This is a genomic window from Variovorax boronicumulans (assembly GCF_029892485.1).
GTDB lineage: Bacteria > Pseudomonadota > Gammaproteobacteria > Burkholderiales > Burkholderiaceae_C > Variovorax > Variovorax boronicumulans_B.
This window is the reverse complement of sequence record NZ_JARXVG010000002.1, coordinates 473883-489935: the sequence shown is the minus strand read 5'-3', so window position 1 is coordinate 489935 and position 16053 is coordinate 473883. Positions and strand designations below refer to the sequence as shown.

The window sequence follows — 16053 nt, the reverse complement described above, 5'->3', positions numbered from 1 at the left end:
CGATCAAAGGCCGCCTGCCCCATCCCAGCCTTCCCCCGGAAGGGGAAGGAGCAAGACCGAACGGAAGCGCTACAGCAGCTCGATCCCCGGCAGGCTCTTGAAGCAGCTCTCGCGCGTGATGCGCACGAAGTCTGCGAGCCATGGCTGGTCGGATGTGCTCTGCGTGCAGGCCATGTAGAGCCGTCCGGTCAGTCCCTTGCTGCCCACGCGGCGCGCCGTGACATAGCCGCGGTCCAGGTAGTTCTGCACCGCCCACAGCGGCAGCGTCGCCACGCCGCGCCCGCTCGCCACCAGTTGCAGCATCGCCACCGTGAGCTCGGTGGTGCGCCGGCGCGCGGGCTCCACGCCGGCGGGGGCCAGCACCTGCCGCACGATGTCGAGCATCTCGTCGGGCACGGGGTAGGTGATCAGCGTCTGGTCGGCAAAATGCCTGGCCGTGAGATGTGCCTTGGCTGTGAGCGCGTGGTCGTTGGCGAGCAGCGCGACGATCTCGAAGCGGAAGAGCGCGTGGTAGTCCACCGTTTCATCGGGGTCCTCTTCGGACACGATGGCCACCTCGGCGCGGTTCTGCATCACCAGCGCGATCGGGTCGGGGTGGAAGCCCGAGACGATGTCCAGTTCGATTTCGGGCCAGCGCTGGCGGAAGGCGTCCATCGCGGGCATCAGCCAGTCGAAGCAGGTGTGGCACTCGACCACGATGCGCAACTGGCCGCTGCGCCCAAGCGCGAGCCGCGCCACATCGCGCTCGGCTTCTTCGATCAACGGCAATGCCGCGTCCGCCAGTTGCAGCAGCCGCAGGCCCGTGGTGCTGAACTGCGGCGGCACCGACTTACGCTCGAAGAGCTGCGCGCCGTAGCGGTCTTCGAGCAGCTTGATCTGGTGCGACAGCGCCGACTGCGTGAGGTTGAGCAACTGCGCGGCGCGCACCAGGCTGCCCGTATCGCGCAACGCGATGAGCGTGCGCAGGTGGCGTACTTCGAGGATCGACTGCAACATGAATGAATTTCAAGCGAATGGGCAAAAGGTTTCGTTTGAATCATAGACCCCAAACGCCGACCATTGCGGATTCTCAAGATTCAAGCGACCGGATTACCTGCAATGACCACCCGTACCCACACCCTTGGCTTTCCGCGCATGGGCGCCAACCGCGAACTGAAGTTCGCCCTCGAAAAGCACTGGCGCGGCGAGATCGACCGCGCCGCGCTCGAGGCCGTCGGCGAAGAACTGCGCGCCCGCCACTGGCAGGCCCAACGCGATGCGGGGCTCGACTTCGTGACCGTTGGCGACTTCGCCTACTACGACCAGGTAGCGAACCACATCCAGTTGCTCGGCTGCGAGCCGGCGCGCTTCGGCTTCAAGGGCGACGAGCCCGAACTCTCGCGCTACTTCAAGATGGCCCGGGGAGTGGAAGGAGCGGGCCATGTGCACGACGACAGCTGCAAGCACGGCACCGAAGGCACCTTCGCACTGGAGATGACCAAGTGGTTCGACACCAACTACCACTACCTGGTGCCCGAGTTCAACGCGGCCACCCAGTTCAAGCTGGCCTCCGCGCGGCTCTTCGACGAAGTGGCGCAAGCGCAGCAGGCCGGGCACGCGGTCAAGGCCGTGCTGCTGGGCCCACTGAGCTTCCTGTACCTGGGCAAGGAAAAGCAGGCCGGCTTCGACCGCTTCTCGCTGCTCGATGCGCTGCTGCCCGTGTACGAGCAGGTGCTCACGCGCCTGAAGCAGCAGGGCGTGGAGTGGGTGCAGATCGACGAGCCCATCCTCGGCCTCGACCTGCCCGAGGCATGGCGCAACGCTTTCGAGCGCGCCTACTGGCAGCTCGCGCGCAGCGCGCCCAAGCTGCTGCTGGCCACGTACTTCTCGCCGCTCTCCGACAACCTGCGCCTGGCCTGCCAGCTGCCGGTCGCCGGCCTGCATGTGGATGCGGTGCGCGCGCCGCAGGAGCTGACCGGCGTGGCCGACTGGCTCCCGGCGCACAAGGTGCTGTCGGTGGGCATCGTCGATGGCCGCAACATCTGGCGCACCGACCCCGATGCCGCGCTCGCCACGCTGCGCCCGGTGGTCGACAAGAATCGCGGCGAGCTGTGGATCGCACCCTCGTGCTCGCTGCTGCACGTGCCGTTCAGCCTGGCGGCCGAGACCAGGCTCGATGCCGAGCTCAAGTCGTGGCTCGCCTTCGCCGTCGAAAAGCTCGATGAACTGCGCGTGCTGCGCGCTGTGCTCGATGGCGGCGAATTGTCCGTCGCAAACGAACTCAAGACCGCACGTGCAGCCGTCGCCGCTCGCCGCAGCAGCCCGCGCGTCCACCGTGCCGACGTGGCGCTGCGACTCGCCCGCAGCGTGGCTGGCGACGACGCCCGCACCTCGGTCTTTGCGCAACGCCAATCCGTGCAGCGCACACGCTTTGCGTTGCCCGCATTGCCGACCACCACCATCGGCTCGTTCCCGCAGACCTCCGATATCCGCGCCGCGCGCGCCGCCTTCAAGCGCGGCGAGCTCGATGCGGCCGGCTACCGCGAGAAGATGCGCGCCGAGATCGCGCTCGCTGTGCGCAAGCAGGAAGAACTCGGCATCGACGTGCTGGTGCACGGCGAGGCCGAGCGCAACGACATGGTCGAGTACTTCGGCGAACAACTCGACGGCTTTGCCTTCACCGCCAACGGCTGGGTGCAGTCGTACGGCTCGCGCTGCGTGAAGCCGCCGGTGATCTTCGGCGACGTGGCGCGCCCGGCCGCGATGACGGTCGAATGGACCGCCTACGCGCAGAGCCTCACCAGGCTGCCGATGAAGGGCATGCTGACCGGCCCGGTCACGATCCTGCAGTGGTCCTTCGTGCGCGACGACCAGCCGCGCGCGACCACCTGCGAGCAGATCGCCTGGGCGATCCGCGACGAGGTGGTGGACCTCGAGGGCGCGGGCATCGGCATCATCCAGATCGACGAGCCCGCGATCCGCGAAGGCCTGCCGCTGCGCCGCGCGGGCTGGCCCGCGTACCTGAAGTCGGCCACGCGCGCCTTCCGCATCAGCGCCTCGGGCGTGCGCGACGAAACGCAGATCCACACGCACATGTGCTATTCGGAGTTCAACGACATCCTGCCGGAGATCGCGGCGATGGACGCCGACGTGATCACCATCGAGACCAGCCGCTCCGACATGGAACTGCTGCGCGGCTTCGGCGGCGAGAACAATTCCGGGGGCTTTCGCTATCCGAACGAGATCGGCCCGGGCGTGTACGACATCCACTCGCCGCGCGTACCCTCGGTGGAGGAGATCGTGCGCCTGATGCGCAAGGCCGCGGGCGTGGTGCCGCATGAGAACCTCTGGATCAACCCCGATTGCGGCCTGAAGACCCGCGGCTGGCCCGAGACCGAGGCGGCGCTGTCGAACATGGTCACGGCCGCGAAGCTGCTGCGCAAGGAACTGGCCGCGGCCTGAATCGGAGGGAAGGAGGGTGGTGGTGGCGAGCGCCAATAATGGCGCCATGACTGTCTCTCTCCACATTGCGAAACGTTTCTCCCTTGCCCCTTTTCTCCTGTTGTCGCTGCTGCTCGCACCGGCCTTGGCCGGGGCGCAGGATCGCGCGCAGGCCCTGATGCAATTCGAAGGCGTGCAGGTGCGCTACCAGGCCGCGTATGCGCCGGGCGCCGTGTCGCGCGATGCGCGGCAACTGCTGGACCCGCCGGACCAGGCCATCGCCGACAAGGCGCTCGCGGCGCTGGACACCGCAGCCGCGCGGTCCTTCGACGTGAAGGCCTCGGTGGCTGCGATCCAGCAGGAGGTGGCCGCTGCCGGGAAGGGTGGTGCCGCGCCGAGCGCTCAGGTGCAGGAGGCCGTGGCCCGCTTCGCCAAGCTGCGTGCCGACTACGCTGCGATGGACGACGCCGGAAAGATCGAGTTCTTCAACCGCGAGCGCGCGAAGCCGGCCGATCCGGCACGCATCGAATTGCTCGAACGCATGGCCGTGGCCGACGTTCGCGAAGTCGATTTCTCGAGCCAGTTATTGCTGAGTTCCGTCGTCAAGCAACTCGCCCGCGGCAACGCCGGCCAGTTCACCTCGCTGCCCGATCGCACGCTCGACATGGCCGTCGACACGCTGTGGTCGCGCGGCATCACTTCGCCGCGTCCGCGCAACCTGCTGACTGTCGCGCGCGAGTTCGAAAAGCAGGTCACGCAAGCGCTGCTCGCGGCGTTGCCGGACGCAGACGTCGCCGCCTTGCTCGCCTGGCGCAATGACCCGCAGGCCGCGGCCGAGCGCGAAGCGCTGGTGGGCGCCTATCGCGCCGAGGTCAAGGGGAGCGGCGCCGTGGCGATCCGGACGCTGGTGCGCGGCTGGCCCCGCTCTTGAGCGCGGTGCGCGCCGCACCGTACCTGTCGGGCGCCGCGGCATAGGGCATGAAGCGGCTCTGGTTCTCGTCCACGTCGAGTGGCCGGCCCACGAACGGAAACGCCCGCTGCGGGCAGGCCTCGCGCTCGCACACCTTGCAACCCGCACCGATGGGCGTCGGCACCTCGGGGTCGCGCAGGTCCATGCCCTTGGAATAGACGAGCCGCGTCGCGTGGCTGATGTCGCAGCCCAGGCCGATCGAGAAGGTCTTGTTGGGCGAGCCGAAGCCGCGGTAGCCGTGCGACACGGTGCGCGCGATCCAGAGATAGGCGCGGCCGTCGGGCATGCGCGCGAGCTGCGTCAGCACACGGCCCGGTTGCGCGAAGGCCTCGTACACGTTCCATAGCGGGCAGGTGCCGCCGGTTTTCGAAAAGTGGAAGTGCGTGGCCGACTGGCGCTTGGAGATGTTGCCGGCACGGTCGACGCGGATGAGGAAGAAGGGCACGCCGCGCGCCTCCGGCCGCTGCAGCGAACTCAGGCGGTGGCAGATGGTCTCGAAGCCCACGCCGAAGCGGCGCGCGAGCTGGTCGATGTCGTAGCGCAGTTGCTCGGCCGCTTCGAGGAACACGCCGTAGGGCAGCAGCAGCGCGGCGGCAAAGTAGTTCGCGAGGCCGATGCGTGCGAGCGACCGCGCGGTGTCGCTCGACAGCGGTGCCTCGGCAACCAGCGTGTCGATCGTGTCGCCGAGTTCGAGAAAGGCGAGCTGCGTTGCCAGCTGGAAGGCGTGCTGGCCCGGCTCCAGGTAGCGCGAGAGCCGGAGCACGCGCGTGGCCGGATCGAAGCGGCGTTGCGCGCCGCCTTCGTCGTCTTCGGCGGGAATCACCTGTACGCCGTGTGCTTCGAGCAGGCGCTGTGCAAGCCGGTCGCCGGGGTTGCCTTCGCGCAGCCGCCACTCGGCGGAGAAAGCCTCGGCGGTGTCGTCGAGCTGGGCGATGTGGTTCTGGTGCGCGAAGAAGAAGTCGCGCACTTCCTCGAAGGGCATCGGCCGTGCCTGCGGCATGCGCGCGAGGTCGCCGCGGCCATCGCCGAGTTCACTGGCCAGTGCTTCGAGGCGCTCCATCGCATCGCGGTGCCGCTGGTGCAGCGCGACCAGTGCGCGGCCCACCGCAGGCATCTGCGTGGCGACTTCGCGCAGTTCGGCGAGCGCGACCGTGTCGCCGCCCGGGTTGTCGGCCAGCGCCTCGCGCAGGCTCGCGACGAGGCGTGCTTCTTCGTCTTCGGAAAAGGCCTGGATGTCGACGCCCAATGTGGCGTGCAGGCGCAGCAGCACCGGCACGGTGAGCGGCCGCTGGTTCTGCTCGATCTGGTTGAGGTAGCTGGGCGACAGGCCGAGCTGTTGGGCGAGCGCGAGCTGGCTCAGGCCGCGCTCTTCGCGCAGGCTTCGCAGCCGCACGCCCATGAAGGTCTTCTTCATCGTTAGCTCCATTTTTGATGTTCGCAAGATTCGCAAATATGGTGCGTGGTCTTCGCAATCATTCGCCAATTCAGTCCTTCATTATGGTGACGATCTTGCGTAAATTGCGAATCATGCAAAACGCTCGAGGCACGGTCCGGTTGATCGAGGTGGTGTTCCCGGAACACACCAACCACTACGGCACGCTGTTCGGTGGGCAAGCGCTGCAGTTGCTGTCGAAGGCGGCGTTCCTCAGCGGCCGAGGCTTCGTGCGCGGCGACGTGGTCATGGCGCGCTGCGGCGAGGTGCTGTTCCATTCGCCGGTGCCGCTGGGCAGCACGCTGGTGCTTGAAGCGCACGTCTCGCGCGTGGGCCGCAGCTCGCTCACCGTGCGCGTGGCGGGTAGCGTGCAGGACGTCGCCACCGAAGCGCTCACACGCGTGCTCGACGGCGAGTTCGAGATGGTGGCCGTGGACGCCGCCGGACGCCCGGTGCGGTTGGCGAACACGCCGCGCCTTCATGAAAAAAAGACATTCGAGGAGACCGTATGACCCTGACCACAGACAGCGCGCAAGCCAGTGGCTTCAAGCCCAAGAAATCCGTCGCGCTCTCGGGCGTGACCGCGGGCAACACCGCGCTGTGCACCGTCGGCCGCACGGGCAACGACCTGCACTACCGCGGCTACGACATCCTGGACATCGCCGATGTCTGCGAGTTCGAGGAAATCGCGCACCTGCTGGTGCACGGCAAGCTGCCGACCGCTCCCGAACTGCGCGCCTACAAGGGCCGCCTGAAGGCGATGCGCGGCCTGCCCGCAAGCGTGAAGGAGGCGCTGGAGCGCCTTCCCGCGAGTGCGCATCCGATGGACGTGATGCGCACCGGCGTCTCCGCGCTCGGCTGCGTGCTGCCCGAAAAGGACGACCATTCGCTGCCGGGCGCGCGCGACATCGCCGACCGCCTGATGGCATCGCTCGGCTCGATGCTGCTGTACTGGTACCACTGGTCCACGCAGGGCCGGCGCATCGAGGTGGAGACCGACGATGAATCGATAGGCGCGCACTTCCTGCACCTCTTGCATGGCCGCGCGCCCTCGGCGAGCTGGGAGCGCGCGATGCATACCTCGCTCAACCTCTATGCCGAGCACGAATTCAACGCCTCGACCTTCACCGCGCGCGTGGTGGCGGGCACGGGGTCCGATGTGTACTCGGCCATCACCGGCGCCATCGGTGCGCTGCGCGGGCCCAAGCATGGAGGGGCCAACGAGGTGGCTTTCGAGATCCAGAAGCGCTACGACACGCCCGACGAGGCCGAGGCCGACATCCGCCGCCGCGTGGAGGCCAGGGAGGTCGTGATCGGCTTCGGCCATCCGGTCTACACCGTCTCGGACCCGCGCAACGTGGTCATCAAGCGCGTGGCGAAGAAGCTCTCGGACGAGGCCGGCTCCACCCGCATGTACGACATTGCCGAACGGCTCGAAGCCGTCATGTGGGACGCGAAGAAGATGTTCCCCAACCTCGACTGGTTCAGCGCCGTGAGCTATCACATGCTGGGCGTGCCGACCGCGATGTTCACGCCGCTCTTCGTGATCGCGCGCACCAGCGGCTGGGCGGCGCACATCATCGAGCAGCGGCAGGACAACAAGATCATCCGGCCCAGCGCGAACTACACCGGGCCCGAAGACCTGATCTTCGTGCCCATCTCGGACCGCCGTTGAGGCCTCCGCACCGCTTCGTACCGTTTACCGCAACAGAGAAGAACCATGTCCGCTTCCGCTCCCATCAGCAACGTCCGCCCCGAACCCGACCAGGTGCTGGTCGACATCGTCGACTACGTGCTCGCGCACCAGCAGATCACCAGCGCGCTCGCCTATGAAACCGCGCGGCACTGCCTGATCGATACGCTCGGCTGCGGCCTGGAGGCGCTCGAGTACCCGGCCTGCACCAAGCTGCTCGGCCCGGTCGTGCCCGGCACGGTGGTGCCCCATGGCGCGAAGGTGCCGGGGACGCCGTATCAGCTCGACCCGATCCAGGCCGCCTTCAACATTGGCACGATGATCCGCTGGCTCGATTTCAACGACACCTGGCTCGCGGCGGAGTGGGGACATCCGAGCGACAACCTGGGCGGCATCCTCGCGACGGCCGACTGGCTGAGCCGCAATGCGGTGGCCGCGGGGCGTGCACCGCTCACGATGCGCGACGTGCTCACCGGGCTGATCCAGGCGCACGAGATCCAGGGCTGCCTCGCGCTGGAGAACTCGTTCAACAAGGTCGGGCTCGATCACGTCGTGCTGGTGAAGGTCGCATCGACCGCCGTGGTGGCGCGTCTCATGGGCCTCTCGCGCGATGAGATCGTCAATGCGGTGTCGCTCGCGTGGGTCGATGGCCAGAGTCTTCGCACCTACCGCCATGCGCCCAACACCGGCAGCCGCAAGAGCTGGGCCGCGGGCGATGCGACGAGCCGCGCCGTGCGCCTGGCGCTGATCGCCAAGACCGGCGAGATGGGCTACCCGAGCGTGCTCACCGCCAGGACCTGGGGCTTCTACGACGTGCTGTTCAAGGGGCAGCCTTTCAAGTTCCAGCGGCCCTACGGTAGCTACGTGATGGAGAACGTGCTGTTCAAGATCAGCTTCCCGGCCGAGTTCCACAGCCAGACGGCGGTGGAGGCGGGCATGGCGCTGCATGCGCAACTGCAGAAGTCCGGCAAGACGGTGGACGACATCCGCCGAGTGACGATCCGCACGCACGAGGCCTGCATCCGCATCATCGACAAGAAGGGGCCGCTGAACAATCCGGCGGACCGCGACCACTGCATCCAGTACATGGTGGCGGTGCCGATGATCTTCGGGCGCCTGACGGCCGGCGACTACGAAGACAGCGTGGCGAACGACCCGCGCATCGACGCGCTGCGCGACAAGATCGTCTGCGTGGAAGACCCCAGGTTCACCGCCGACTACCACGACCCCGAGAAGCGCAGCATCGCCAATGCGCTGACCGTCGAGTTCAAGGACGGCACCAGCTTTTCGGAGATCGTTGTCGAGTACCCGATCGGCCACAAGCGCCGCCGCGCGGACGGCATTCCCTTGCTCGAGGCCAAGTTCCGGACCAACCTCGCGCGCCGCTTCGCGCAGAAGCAGCAGCAGGCGATCCTGGATGTGTCGCTGGATGCCAAGAAGCTCGAGGCCATGCCGGTGAACGAGTACGTCGATCTCTACGCGGCCTGATGCCATGCGCGTGAACAACGAGTCGCCGAAGAAGGCACTGCGCCGGCTGGCCGAGGCGCGCCGCGGTGTGCTGTTGCCGGGCGCATTCAATGCGATGTCGGCCCGCATCGTCGAAGACCTCGGCTTCGAGGCGATCTACATCACCGGTGCGGGCGTGACCAACATGTACCTCGGGCTGCCCGACCAGGCCTTCATGGGGCTGCACGAGATCGCCGAGCACACCGCCCGCATCCGCGATGCGGTGAGCCTGCCGCTCTTGGTCGATGCAGACACGGGCTTTGGCAATGCGCTCAACGTGCGGCACACGGTGCGCGTGCTCGAGCGCGCAGGCGCCGACTGCATCCAGCTCGAAGACCAGGTGAGCCCCAAGCGCTGCGGCCACTTCGCGGGCAAGGCGGTGATCGACACCGGCGAGATGCTCGGCAAGATCAAGGCCGCCGTCGATGCGCGGCAGGACGGCGACCTGCTCATCATGGCCCGCACCGATGCGGCGGCCGTGCATGGCTTCGAGGCGGCCATCGAGCGCGCGCAGAAGTTCGGCGAGGCCGGTGCGGACATCCTCTTCGTCGAGGCCGTCGCGCTGGCCGATGAAGTGCGCGCGTTGCCCCGGCGCCTGGGCAAGCCGCAGCTCATGAACATGGTGATCGGCGGCAAGACGCCCACCTTTGGCGCCGAGGAGCTGGGCCAACTGGGCTACGGCTTCGTGCTCTACGCCAATGCCGCATTGCAGGGCGCGGTGGCTGGCATGCAACGTGCATTGACTGTGCTGCGCGACACGCGACGCCTCGATGAAGACCCGGCGCTGGTCGCGCCATTTGCGGAGCGGCAGCGCCTTGTCGGCAAGCCATTGCTTGACGAGCTAGAGAGAAAGTACGCAAACTAGCCCGGTTTTTGGCGGCGGAATGGGCACTTGACTTAGCCTGGTCAGAAAGTTCCGCGTCATTGTTTCAGTTTCATGAACACTGCGATTCGATTGTGTAGGGTTTTCCCTTGGAATCGTGGTGCAAACTTCAGGGCATCCAAAGCCCAATCAAGAAGGAAATTGAAATGAAGACCTCGAACATCCTCGCCGCCGCCGCTCTCTCCCTGCTCGCCGCCGCTGGCGCCCATGCAGAAACCTACGAAGGCGTGCAACCCCTGACCTCCGGCTACAGCCGCGCCGACGTGGCGCCCCAGGCTGCCGCCGCTGCCCGTGCCGGCAACGAATACAGCGACGCCGCTTCGGCCAACGTGGCTCCCGCGCTGACCGCTTCGACCGACCGCGCCACCGTTCGCAGCGAAGCCGTTGCCGCTGCGCACGCACCGGGCCAGAACCTGCGTCGTGAATCGTTCGCCGCCAGCGTGATCCCCTCGCAAGCGAAGAGCCTGACCTTCACGCGTCAAGCCGGTCTGTAATCCGTCGCGGCGCAAGCCGCTTCAGGTCGCAAGCCAAACAAGAAACCGGACCGTGCGAGAGCGCGGTCCGGTTTTTTGTTGGGCGTTTATTTCTTCTTCGATCCGTGCCGGTGGCAGTCCGGTGCATGGTCGTCCACGATGCCCGTGGCCTGCATCCACGCATAGACGATCACCGGGCCCACGAACTTGAAGCCGCGCTTCTTGAGCGCCTTCGAAATCTCTTCCGACAGCGGCGTCTGCGTCGGCACCTTGCCGGTCTTGTTGACGATGGGCTTGCCGCCCGCCATGCCCCAGATGAATTCTGAAAAATCCTCGCCAGCCGCCTGCATGGCCAGGTAGGCGCGGGCGTTGCCGATGGTGGCTTCGATCTTGGCCCGGGCGCGCACGATGCCCGCGTCCTGCATCAGCCGCTCGACATCGCCGGCGGTGAATCTGGCGACCTTCTCGGGAACGAAGCCCTGGAAGGCCTTGCGGAACGCATCGCGCTTGCGCAGGATGGTGATCCACGCGAGCCCGGCCTGGAAGCCGTCGAGCATCAGCTTTTCCCATAAGGCGCGGCTGTCGTATTCGGGCACGCCCCATTCGGCGTCGTGGTAGTCGGCCAGCAACGGGTCGGTCTGGGCCCATGCGCAGCGGATGGCGTTGGTGGCGGCGGCGGTGCTGTTCATTGTTCGATGTGTCGCTCGGCTATCGTCGGGAGATGTTTTCAGAATGAGGGAGTCACCCTGATGCAACGTTTTCGATTTTCATTGTCGGCCCTTTCGCTGGGCATCGCGCTCGGGCTTGGTGCACCGGCATTTGCCGAAACGCTCCAGAAACCGGCGCTCGACCAGTTGGCCGCTGCGTGGAAAAGCGGCGGCAAGGCGCCCGTCGATTTCGATGCCTTCCTCGCGCAGGCTGCCAAGGCAAATGCCGCGCTGCAGCCCGCCGTTGCCGCCTACCGCAGCAAGGCAACGCTGGCTGGCGACGACCTCGTCAACATCGCGCGGCTGCTCGGCCTCTACAACCGCCTGCAGAACCAGCAGGCCGTGATCGCGAGCATCGGCACCATGGTCGCGATTCCCACGGTGCGCAATGTGCAGGTGCCGCCTCACGAAAGCCCGCAGATCATCGATTTCGGCAGGCTGGTCGAGAAGATGGCAAAGGACTTCGGCCTGGCCTGGCGCAATGTCGACAACCGCATCTTCGAGGTGAGCCTGAAGGGCAGGGGCAGCGAAGAGTTCGGCATCCTCACGCATTCGGACGTGGTGCCCGCGGTGCTCTCCGAATGGGTGCTGGACGACGGCACGAAGCTCGACCCCTTCACGATGACCCGCGTGGGCGACTACCTCTACGGCCGCGGCACCATCGACGACAAGGGCTCCATCGCCGCCGTGCTCTACGCCATGAAGGCCGTGAAGGACAGCGGCCTGCCCATCGACCGCAGCATCCGCCTGATGATCGAGACGACCGAGGAAACCGGCGGCGATGCGATGGTGTACTACCGCACGAAGACGCAGCTGCCGGCCTACAACATCGTGCTCGACAGCAAGTACCCCGCGGTCGTGGCGGAGAAGGGATCGGGGGCGCTCAAGGTGTTCTTCCCCGCGGAGACCACGGACGCTGCATCGACCGCGATCACGGCGATGAGCGGTGCCGCATCCGCCAATGCGATCTCGCAAACAGCGGCCGCGACGCTCAAGGGCGGCGATCTCGCCGCAGTGGCCGCGAAGCTCGAGGCCGCCAAGTCCGCTTTCTTGCAGAAGTACGAATCGCAAGGCGGCAAGTTCACGATCGACATTGCGCGCGGCGCCGACAGCATCGAGATCAAGGTCACCGGCACTTCGGCGCACGGCTCTCGTCCGGAAGAGGGCGTGAACCCATTGCCGCGCCTTGCGCTCTTCCTGCAGGAGTCGGGCGTGCCGCTCGCCGCCAATCACTACCTGAAGGCCGTGAAGTACATCGACGGCCTGTACGGCACCGGTTACCTCGGCGAGAAGATGGGCCTGGGCTACAAGGATGACTTCATGGGCCCGCTGACTCTCTCGCCCAACCTGATCCGCATGGGCACCGACGGCAAGCTCGAGATGACGACCAATGTGCGCATGCCGCGCGGCCGCACGCCCGATGAGCTGAAATCGCAGGTGACAGCCAAGGTCGACGCATGGGCTGCAGCGAACCAGGTCAAGCTCGAAGTGAATTACGACCAGGGCAACTGGATGGCCCGCGACCCCAAGGGCGCATGGCTTTCGACCTTGCTCGACATCTACGGCAGCACCACCGGCCTCGAAGCCAAGCCCGTGCCCACGGCCGGCAGCACGACCGCCAAGCTGATGCCCAACGCGATCAACTTCGGCCCCGCGATGCCGGGCAAGAAATACACCGCGCACAACGCCAAGGAATACAAGGAAGTGCCGGACCTCGATGCCGACATGCAGATGTTCACCGAGATGCTGGTGCGCATCGGCAACCTGCAGCAGATGCAGTGATGGCACACGGTCTGCAAACCTAAAGCTGCACCTTGCGCCTCATCCGCTACGTTTCTTCGTAGCGCGATGCGGCATGCCGCAAGCATGGCCCGGGTTATCGTCGAAGGCTCCATTTTTCGTGAACAGGGAGTCACCTTCATGCAGCAATTTCGCGTCTCGTTGTCGGTCCTTACCATGGGCTTGATGGCAGCAGGCCTCACCGCACCGGCCTTTGCAGAAACGCTCAAGAAACCCGCGCTCGACCAGTTGGCCGCGGCCTGGCAAGGCGGCAAGCCCGCCGCCAGTTTCAATGCCTTTCTCGCCCAGGCCGAGAAGGCCAATCCCGAGTTGAAGCCCGCCGTGGCCGCCTACCGCAAGAAGGCGCCGCTGGCCGGCGACGACCTCACCAACATCGCGCGGCTGCTTGGCCTCTACAACCGCCTGCACAACCAGAAGGCGGTGATCGCGAGCCTGGGCACCATGGTGGCGCTGCCGACGGCGCGCAACGTGCAGATTCCGCCGCACGAGAACCCGACGATCATCGATTTCGGCAAGCTGGTCGAGAAGATGGCGAAGGATTTCGGCCTGGCTTACCGCAACGTCGACAACCGCATCTTCGAGGTGAGCCTGAAGGGCAAGGGCAGCGAGGAGTTCGGCATCCTCACGCATTCGGACGTGGTGCCCGCGGTGCTCTCCGAATGGGTGCTCGACGATGGCACGAAGCTCGATCCTTTCACGCTCAAGCGCGTGGGCGACCGCCTCTACGGCCGCGGCACCATCGACGACAAGGGCTCCATCGCGGCCGTGCTCTACGCCATGAAAACAGTGAAGGAAAGCGGCCTCCCGATCCAGCGCACCATGCGCCTGATGATCGAGACCACCGAGGAAACCGGCGGCGATGCCATGGAGTACTACCGCGGCAAGACCAAGCTGCCCGAATACAACATCGTGCTCGACAGCGGCTACCCGGCGGTCGTGGCCGAGAAGGGCGCGGGCTCGCTGAGCGTGTTCTTCCCCGCGGAAAAAACCGATGGCACCGTGACCGCGATTACCGACATGGGCGCGGCCGCCGCGGTCAATGCGATCTCGCAGACTGCCACCGCCACGCTCAAGGGCGGCGACCTCGCGGCCGCGCTCGCGAAGCTCGAAGCCGCGAAGCCCGCCTTCCTGCAGAAGTACGAGCCGCAGGGCAAGTTCGCGATCGCCGTCACGCGCGGCGCGGACAGCGTCGACATCAAGGTCACCGGCACTTCGGCCCACGGCTCGGAACCCCAGAACGGCGTGAACCCGCTGCCGCGCCTGGGCCTGTTCCTGCAGGAGTCGGGCATCGCGCTGGCCGACAACCAGTTCCTGAAGGCCATCAAGTACATCGATGCGCTCTACGGCACCGGCTATCTCGGCGAGAAGATGGGCGTGGGCTACAAGGACGACTTCATGGGCCCGTTGACGTTTTCGCCCAACCTGATCCGCACCGGCGCCGATGGCCGGCTGGTCATGGCGGTCAACACGCGCATGCCGCGCGGCCGCACGCCCGACGAGCTGAAGGCGCAGGTGGAAGCGAAGATCAACGAATGGGCCGCGGCGAACAAGGCCAAGGTCGAGATCAAGTACGACCAGGGCAACTGGATGGCGCGCGACCCCTCGGGCCAGTGGCTCTCGACATTGCTCAACATCTACGGCGACACCACCGGGCTCGAGGCCAAGCCCGTGTCCGCGGCGGGCGCCACCACGGCCAAGCAGATGCCCAACGCGATCAGCTTCGGCCCCGGCATGCCCGGCAAGAAATACACGGGGCACAACGCCAAGGAATACAAGGAAGTGCCCGACCTCGAGGCCGACCTGCAGATGTTCACCGAGATGCTGGTGCGCATCGGCAACCTGCAGCAGATGCAATAAGCGGGGCGCTCCGGGAGCCTGCGCTCAGCGCACGCCGTGCGCCTGCAGCACGGCCTTGAGCCGCCGTACCTCGTGCTGCAGGTCGAGGATCAGCGCGGCGGCATCGAGGCCCACGCCGAAGTCGCGTTCGAGCCGGCGGGCCTCCAGCGCGCACTGCAGGTCGGTGCTGGAGAACTGCCAGCGCTCGGGCGGCGCGTCGGCCGTGGTGACCTGCACGATGCCGACCTCGACCAGTTGCACCACCCAGGCGGCGTCGGCGCCCACGGCGTGGGCCAGTTCGTTCAGCGCGAGCGGTTGCGAGGCGCTGATCGCGGTTGCGGTTGTGACGGAAACAGTCGCCATGCTCAGACTCCCAGGTGCTGGCGCGGGTTGAACGAAGAAGCCGCCTGCGCGAGCTGCTCGTAGGCGGCGCGCACGGCGTCGCTGTCGGCCGGCGGCAGCGCGATCTCGATCAGCAGGTACAGGTCGCCGGGCGTCTTGCCCTTGAGGCCGCGGCCCTTCAGTCGCAGCTTCATGCCGCCGCGCGCATTGCGCGGCACCGTGACCTCGACCACGCCGCCGCCCGGTGTAGGCACCTGCACCTGCGCGCCCAGCGCGGCCTCGGTGGGCGTGACGGGCAGCGTCATGTAGATGTCGCGCTCTTCCACGCGGTAGAGCTTGTGCGGTGCGATGCGCACTTCGAGGTACAGGTCGCCGGCCGGCTCGCCGCCATGGCCGGGCATGCCTTGCCCCGCGAGGCGGATGAACTGGCCCGGGTGCACGCCCGGCGGGATCTTCACGCTGAGCGTGCGGTTCTCCCACTGTGGGTGGCCTTGCGCATCGACGGTCTGCGCGCGCAGCGTGATCTCGCGCTCGGCGCCGTTGAGCGCGTCTTCGATGGCAATCTCGATGGCCGCGTGATGGTCTTCGCCGCGCGCGCGGTAGTTCTGCCGCGCGGCCCCGCGCCGCTCGGCCTCGCCGAACATCGACGAGAAGAACTCGCTGAAGTCCGCATGGTCGGCCGGGCCCTGGCGCGGGCCGCGGTGGAACTCGAAGCCCGAGTCCCATCCCGGCGGCGGCTGGAAGTCGCCCTCGGGGCTGCCGCCGCGCGCGACGCGATCCGCCAGCGCGTCGTAGGACGCGCGCTTTTCCTTGTCGCCCAGCACGTCCTTGGCCTCGTTGATCTCGCGCATGCGCTTCTCGGCGTCGGGCTCCTTGCTGACGTCGGGGTGGTATTTGCGGGCGAGCTTGCGGTAGGCCTTGCGCACCTCGTCGTCGGACGCGGTGCGTTCGATGCCCAGTGCGCTGTAGTAGTCCTTGAATTCCATGGTGT

The 16053-nt window shown here is 66.7% G+C and carries 14 protein-coding genes; 9 read left to right on the top strand and 5 right to left on the bottom strand.

What is annotated here, in order from left to right:
• Positions 1-69 precede the first annotated feature (69 nt).
• Positions 70-996, bottom strand: a complete 927-nt coding sequence (locus M2282_RS07420; RefSeq protein WP_280808129.1) for a LysR family transcriptional regulator — start codon at positions 994-996, stop codon at positions 70-72.
• A 102-nt stretch (positions 997-1098) separates the two neighbouring features.
• Between M2282_RS07420 and metE the strand changes: the two genes are divergently transcribed.
• Positions 1099-3441, top strand: coding sequence for a 5-methyltetrahydropteroyltriglutamate--homocysteine S-methyltransferase (gene metE / locus M2282_RS07415; RefSeq protein WP_280808128.1), 2343 nt, complete (start codon positions 1099-1101; stop codon positions 3439-3441).
• A gap of 46 nt (positions 3442-3487) precedes the next feature.
• Entirely contained in the window at positions 3488-4351 is an 864-nt protein-coding gene (locus tag M2282_RS07410; protein WP_280808127.1) for a hypothetical protein, read from the top strand.
• On the opposite strand, the gene M2282_RS07405 is transcribed toward M2282_RS07410, so the two are convergent.
• A complete protein-coding gene (locus M2282_RS07405; RefSeq protein WP_280808126.1) occupies positions 4293-5804 on the bottom strand; it encodes a short-chain fatty acyl-CoA regulator family protein in 1512 nt (503 codons plus the stop codon). The two genes, M2282_RS07410 and M2282_RS07405, sit on opposite strands and share 59 nt — an antisense overlap.
• 113 nt (positions 5805-5917) lie before the next feature.
• On the opposite strand from M2282_RS07405, the gene M2282_RS07400 reads away from it, so the two are divergent.
• From M2282_RS07400 to M2282_RS07380, 5 genes are all read left to right on the top strand, one after another.
• Positions 5918-6334 (top strand): acyl-CoA thioesterase, encoded by a 417-nt coding sequence (locus M2282_RS07400; RefSeq protein WP_280808125.1) that lies wholly within the window; start codon positions 5918-5920, stop codon positions 6332-6334.
• A complete protein-coding gene (prpC, locus tag M2282_RS07395) occupies positions 6331-7497 on the top strand; it encodes a bifunctional 2-methylcitrate synthase/citrate synthase (protein WP_280808124.1) in 1167 nt (388 codons plus the stop codon). Before M2282_RS07400 ends, prpC begins: the two co-directional genes overlap by 4 nt.
• 45 nt (positions 7498-7542) lie before the next feature.
• Positions 7543-9003 carry a bifunctional 2-methylcitrate dehydratase/aconitate hydratase gene (locus M2282_RS07390; protein ID WP_280808123.1) on the top strand — a complete coding sequence of 487 codons (1461 nt, stop codon included), beginning with the start codon at positions 7543-7545 and terminating at the stop codon, positions 9001-9003.
• A 4-nt stretch (positions 9004-9007) separates the two neighbouring features.
• On the top strand, positions 9008-9886 hold the full coding sequence (locus M2282_RS07385; protein WP_280808122.1) for an isocitrate lyase/PEP mutase family protein: 879 nt from the start codon (positions 9008-9010) through the stop codon (positions 9884-9886).
• Between the two features lie 164 nt (positions 9887-10050).
• Positions 10051-10398, top strand: coding sequence for an alpha/beta hydrolase (locus tag M2282_RS07380; RefSeq protein WP_280808121.1), 348 nt, complete (start codon positions 10051-10053; stop codon positions 10396-10398).
• 86 nt (positions 10399-10484) lie between these two features.
• Here the strand turns inward: M2282_RS07380 and M2282_RS07375 are convergent, their stop codons facing one another.
• Positions 10485-11066 carry a DNA-3-methyladenine glycosylase I gene (locus M2282_RS07375; RefSeq protein ID WP_280808120.1) on the bottom strand — a complete coding sequence of 194 codons (582 nt, stop codon included), beginning with the start codon at positions 11064-11066 and terminating at the stop codon, positions 10485-10487.
• Between the two features lie 60 nt (positions 11067-11126).
• On the opposite strand from M2282_RS07375, the gene M2282_RS07370 reads away from it, so the two are divergent.
• Complete coding sequence (locus M2282_RS07370) at positions 11127-12866, top strand: dipeptidase (protein WP_280808119.1); 1740 nt, start codon at positions 11127-11129, stop codon at positions 12864-12866.
• A gap of 138 nt (positions 12867-13004) precedes the next feature.
• Positions 13005-14741: a dipeptidase gene (locus M2282_RS07365; RefSeq protein WP_280808118.1), complete on the top strand. Its 1737-nt coding sequence runs from the start codon at positions 13005-13007 to the stop codon at positions 14739-14741.
• 24 nt (positions 14742-14765) lie between these two features.
• Here M2282_RS07365 and M2282_RS07360 read toward each other — a convergent pair whose 3' ends face one another.
• Positions 14766-15083: a chaperone modulator CbpM gene (locus M2282_RS07360; protein WP_280808117.1), complete on the bottom strand. Its 318-nt coding sequence runs from the start codon at positions 15081-15083 to the stop codon at positions 14766-14768.
• A gap of 2 nt (positions 15084-15085) precedes the next feature.
• A complete protein-coding gene (locus tag M2282_RS07355) occupies positions 15086-16048 on the bottom strand; it encodes a DnaJ C-terminal domain-containing protein (RefSeq protein WP_280808116.1) in 963 nt (320 codons plus the stop codon).
• Between the last annotated feature and the right edge of the window lie 5 nt (positions 16049-16053).

Bases quoted from the DNA above. Each gene is read 5' to 3' on its own strand.
- M2282_RS07420 (WP_280808129.1), bottom strand. From the start codon at position 996: ATGTTGCAGTCGATCCTCGAAGTACGCCACCTGCGCACGCTCATCGCG.
- M2282_RS07360 (WP_280808117.1), bottom strand. From the start codon at position 15,083: ATGGCGACTGTTTCCGTCACAACCGCAACCGCGATCAGCGCCTCGCAA.
- M2282_RS07355 (WP_280808116.1), bottom strand. From the start codon at position 16,048: ATGGAATTCAAGGACTACTACAGCGCACTGGGCATCGAACGCACCGCG.
- M2282_RS07375 (WP_280808120.1), bottom strand. From the start codon at position 11,066: ATGAACAGCACCGCCGCCGCCACCAACGCCATCCGCTGCGCATGGGCC.
- M2282_RS07380 (WP_280808121.1), top strand. From the start codon at position 10,051: ATGAAGACCTCGAACATCCTCGCCGCCGCCGCTCTCTCCCTGCTCGCC.
- M2282_RS07385 (WP_280808122.1), top strand. From the start codon at position 9,008: ATGCGCGTGAACAACGAGTCGCCGAAGAAGGCACTGCGCCGGCTGGCC.
- M2282_RS07410 (WP_280808127.1), top strand. From the start codon at position 3,488: ATGACTGTCTCTCTCCACATTGCGAAACGTTTCTCCCTTGCCCCTTTT.
- M2282_RS07400 (WP_280808125.1), top strand. From the start codon at position 5,918: ATGCAAAACGCTCGAGGCACGGTCCGGTTGATCGAGGTGGTGTTCCCG.
- M2282_RS07405 (WP_280808126.1), bottom strand. From the start codon at position 5,804: ATGAAGAAGACCTTCATGGGCGTGCGGCTGCGAAGCCTGCGCGAAGAG.
- M2282_RS07370 (WP_280808119.1), top strand. From the start codon at position 11,127: ATGCAACGTTTTCGATTTTCATTGTCGGCCCTTTCGCTGGGCATCGCG.
- M2282_RS07390 (WP_280808123.1), top strand. From the start codon at position 7,543: ATGTCCGCTTCCGCTCCCATCAGCAACGTCCGCCCCGAACCCGACCAG.
- metE (WP_280808128.1), top strand. From the start codon at position 1,099: ATGACCACCCGTACCCACACCCTTGGCTTTCCGCGCATGGGCGCCAAC.
- prpC (WP_280808124.1), top strand. From the start codon at position 6,331: ATGACCCTGACCACAGACAGCGCGCAAGCCAGTGGCTTCAAGCCCAAG.
- M2282_RS07365 (WP_280808118.1), top strand. From the start codon at position 13,005: ATGCAGCAATTTCGCGTCTCGTTGTCGGTCCTTACCATGGGCTTGATG.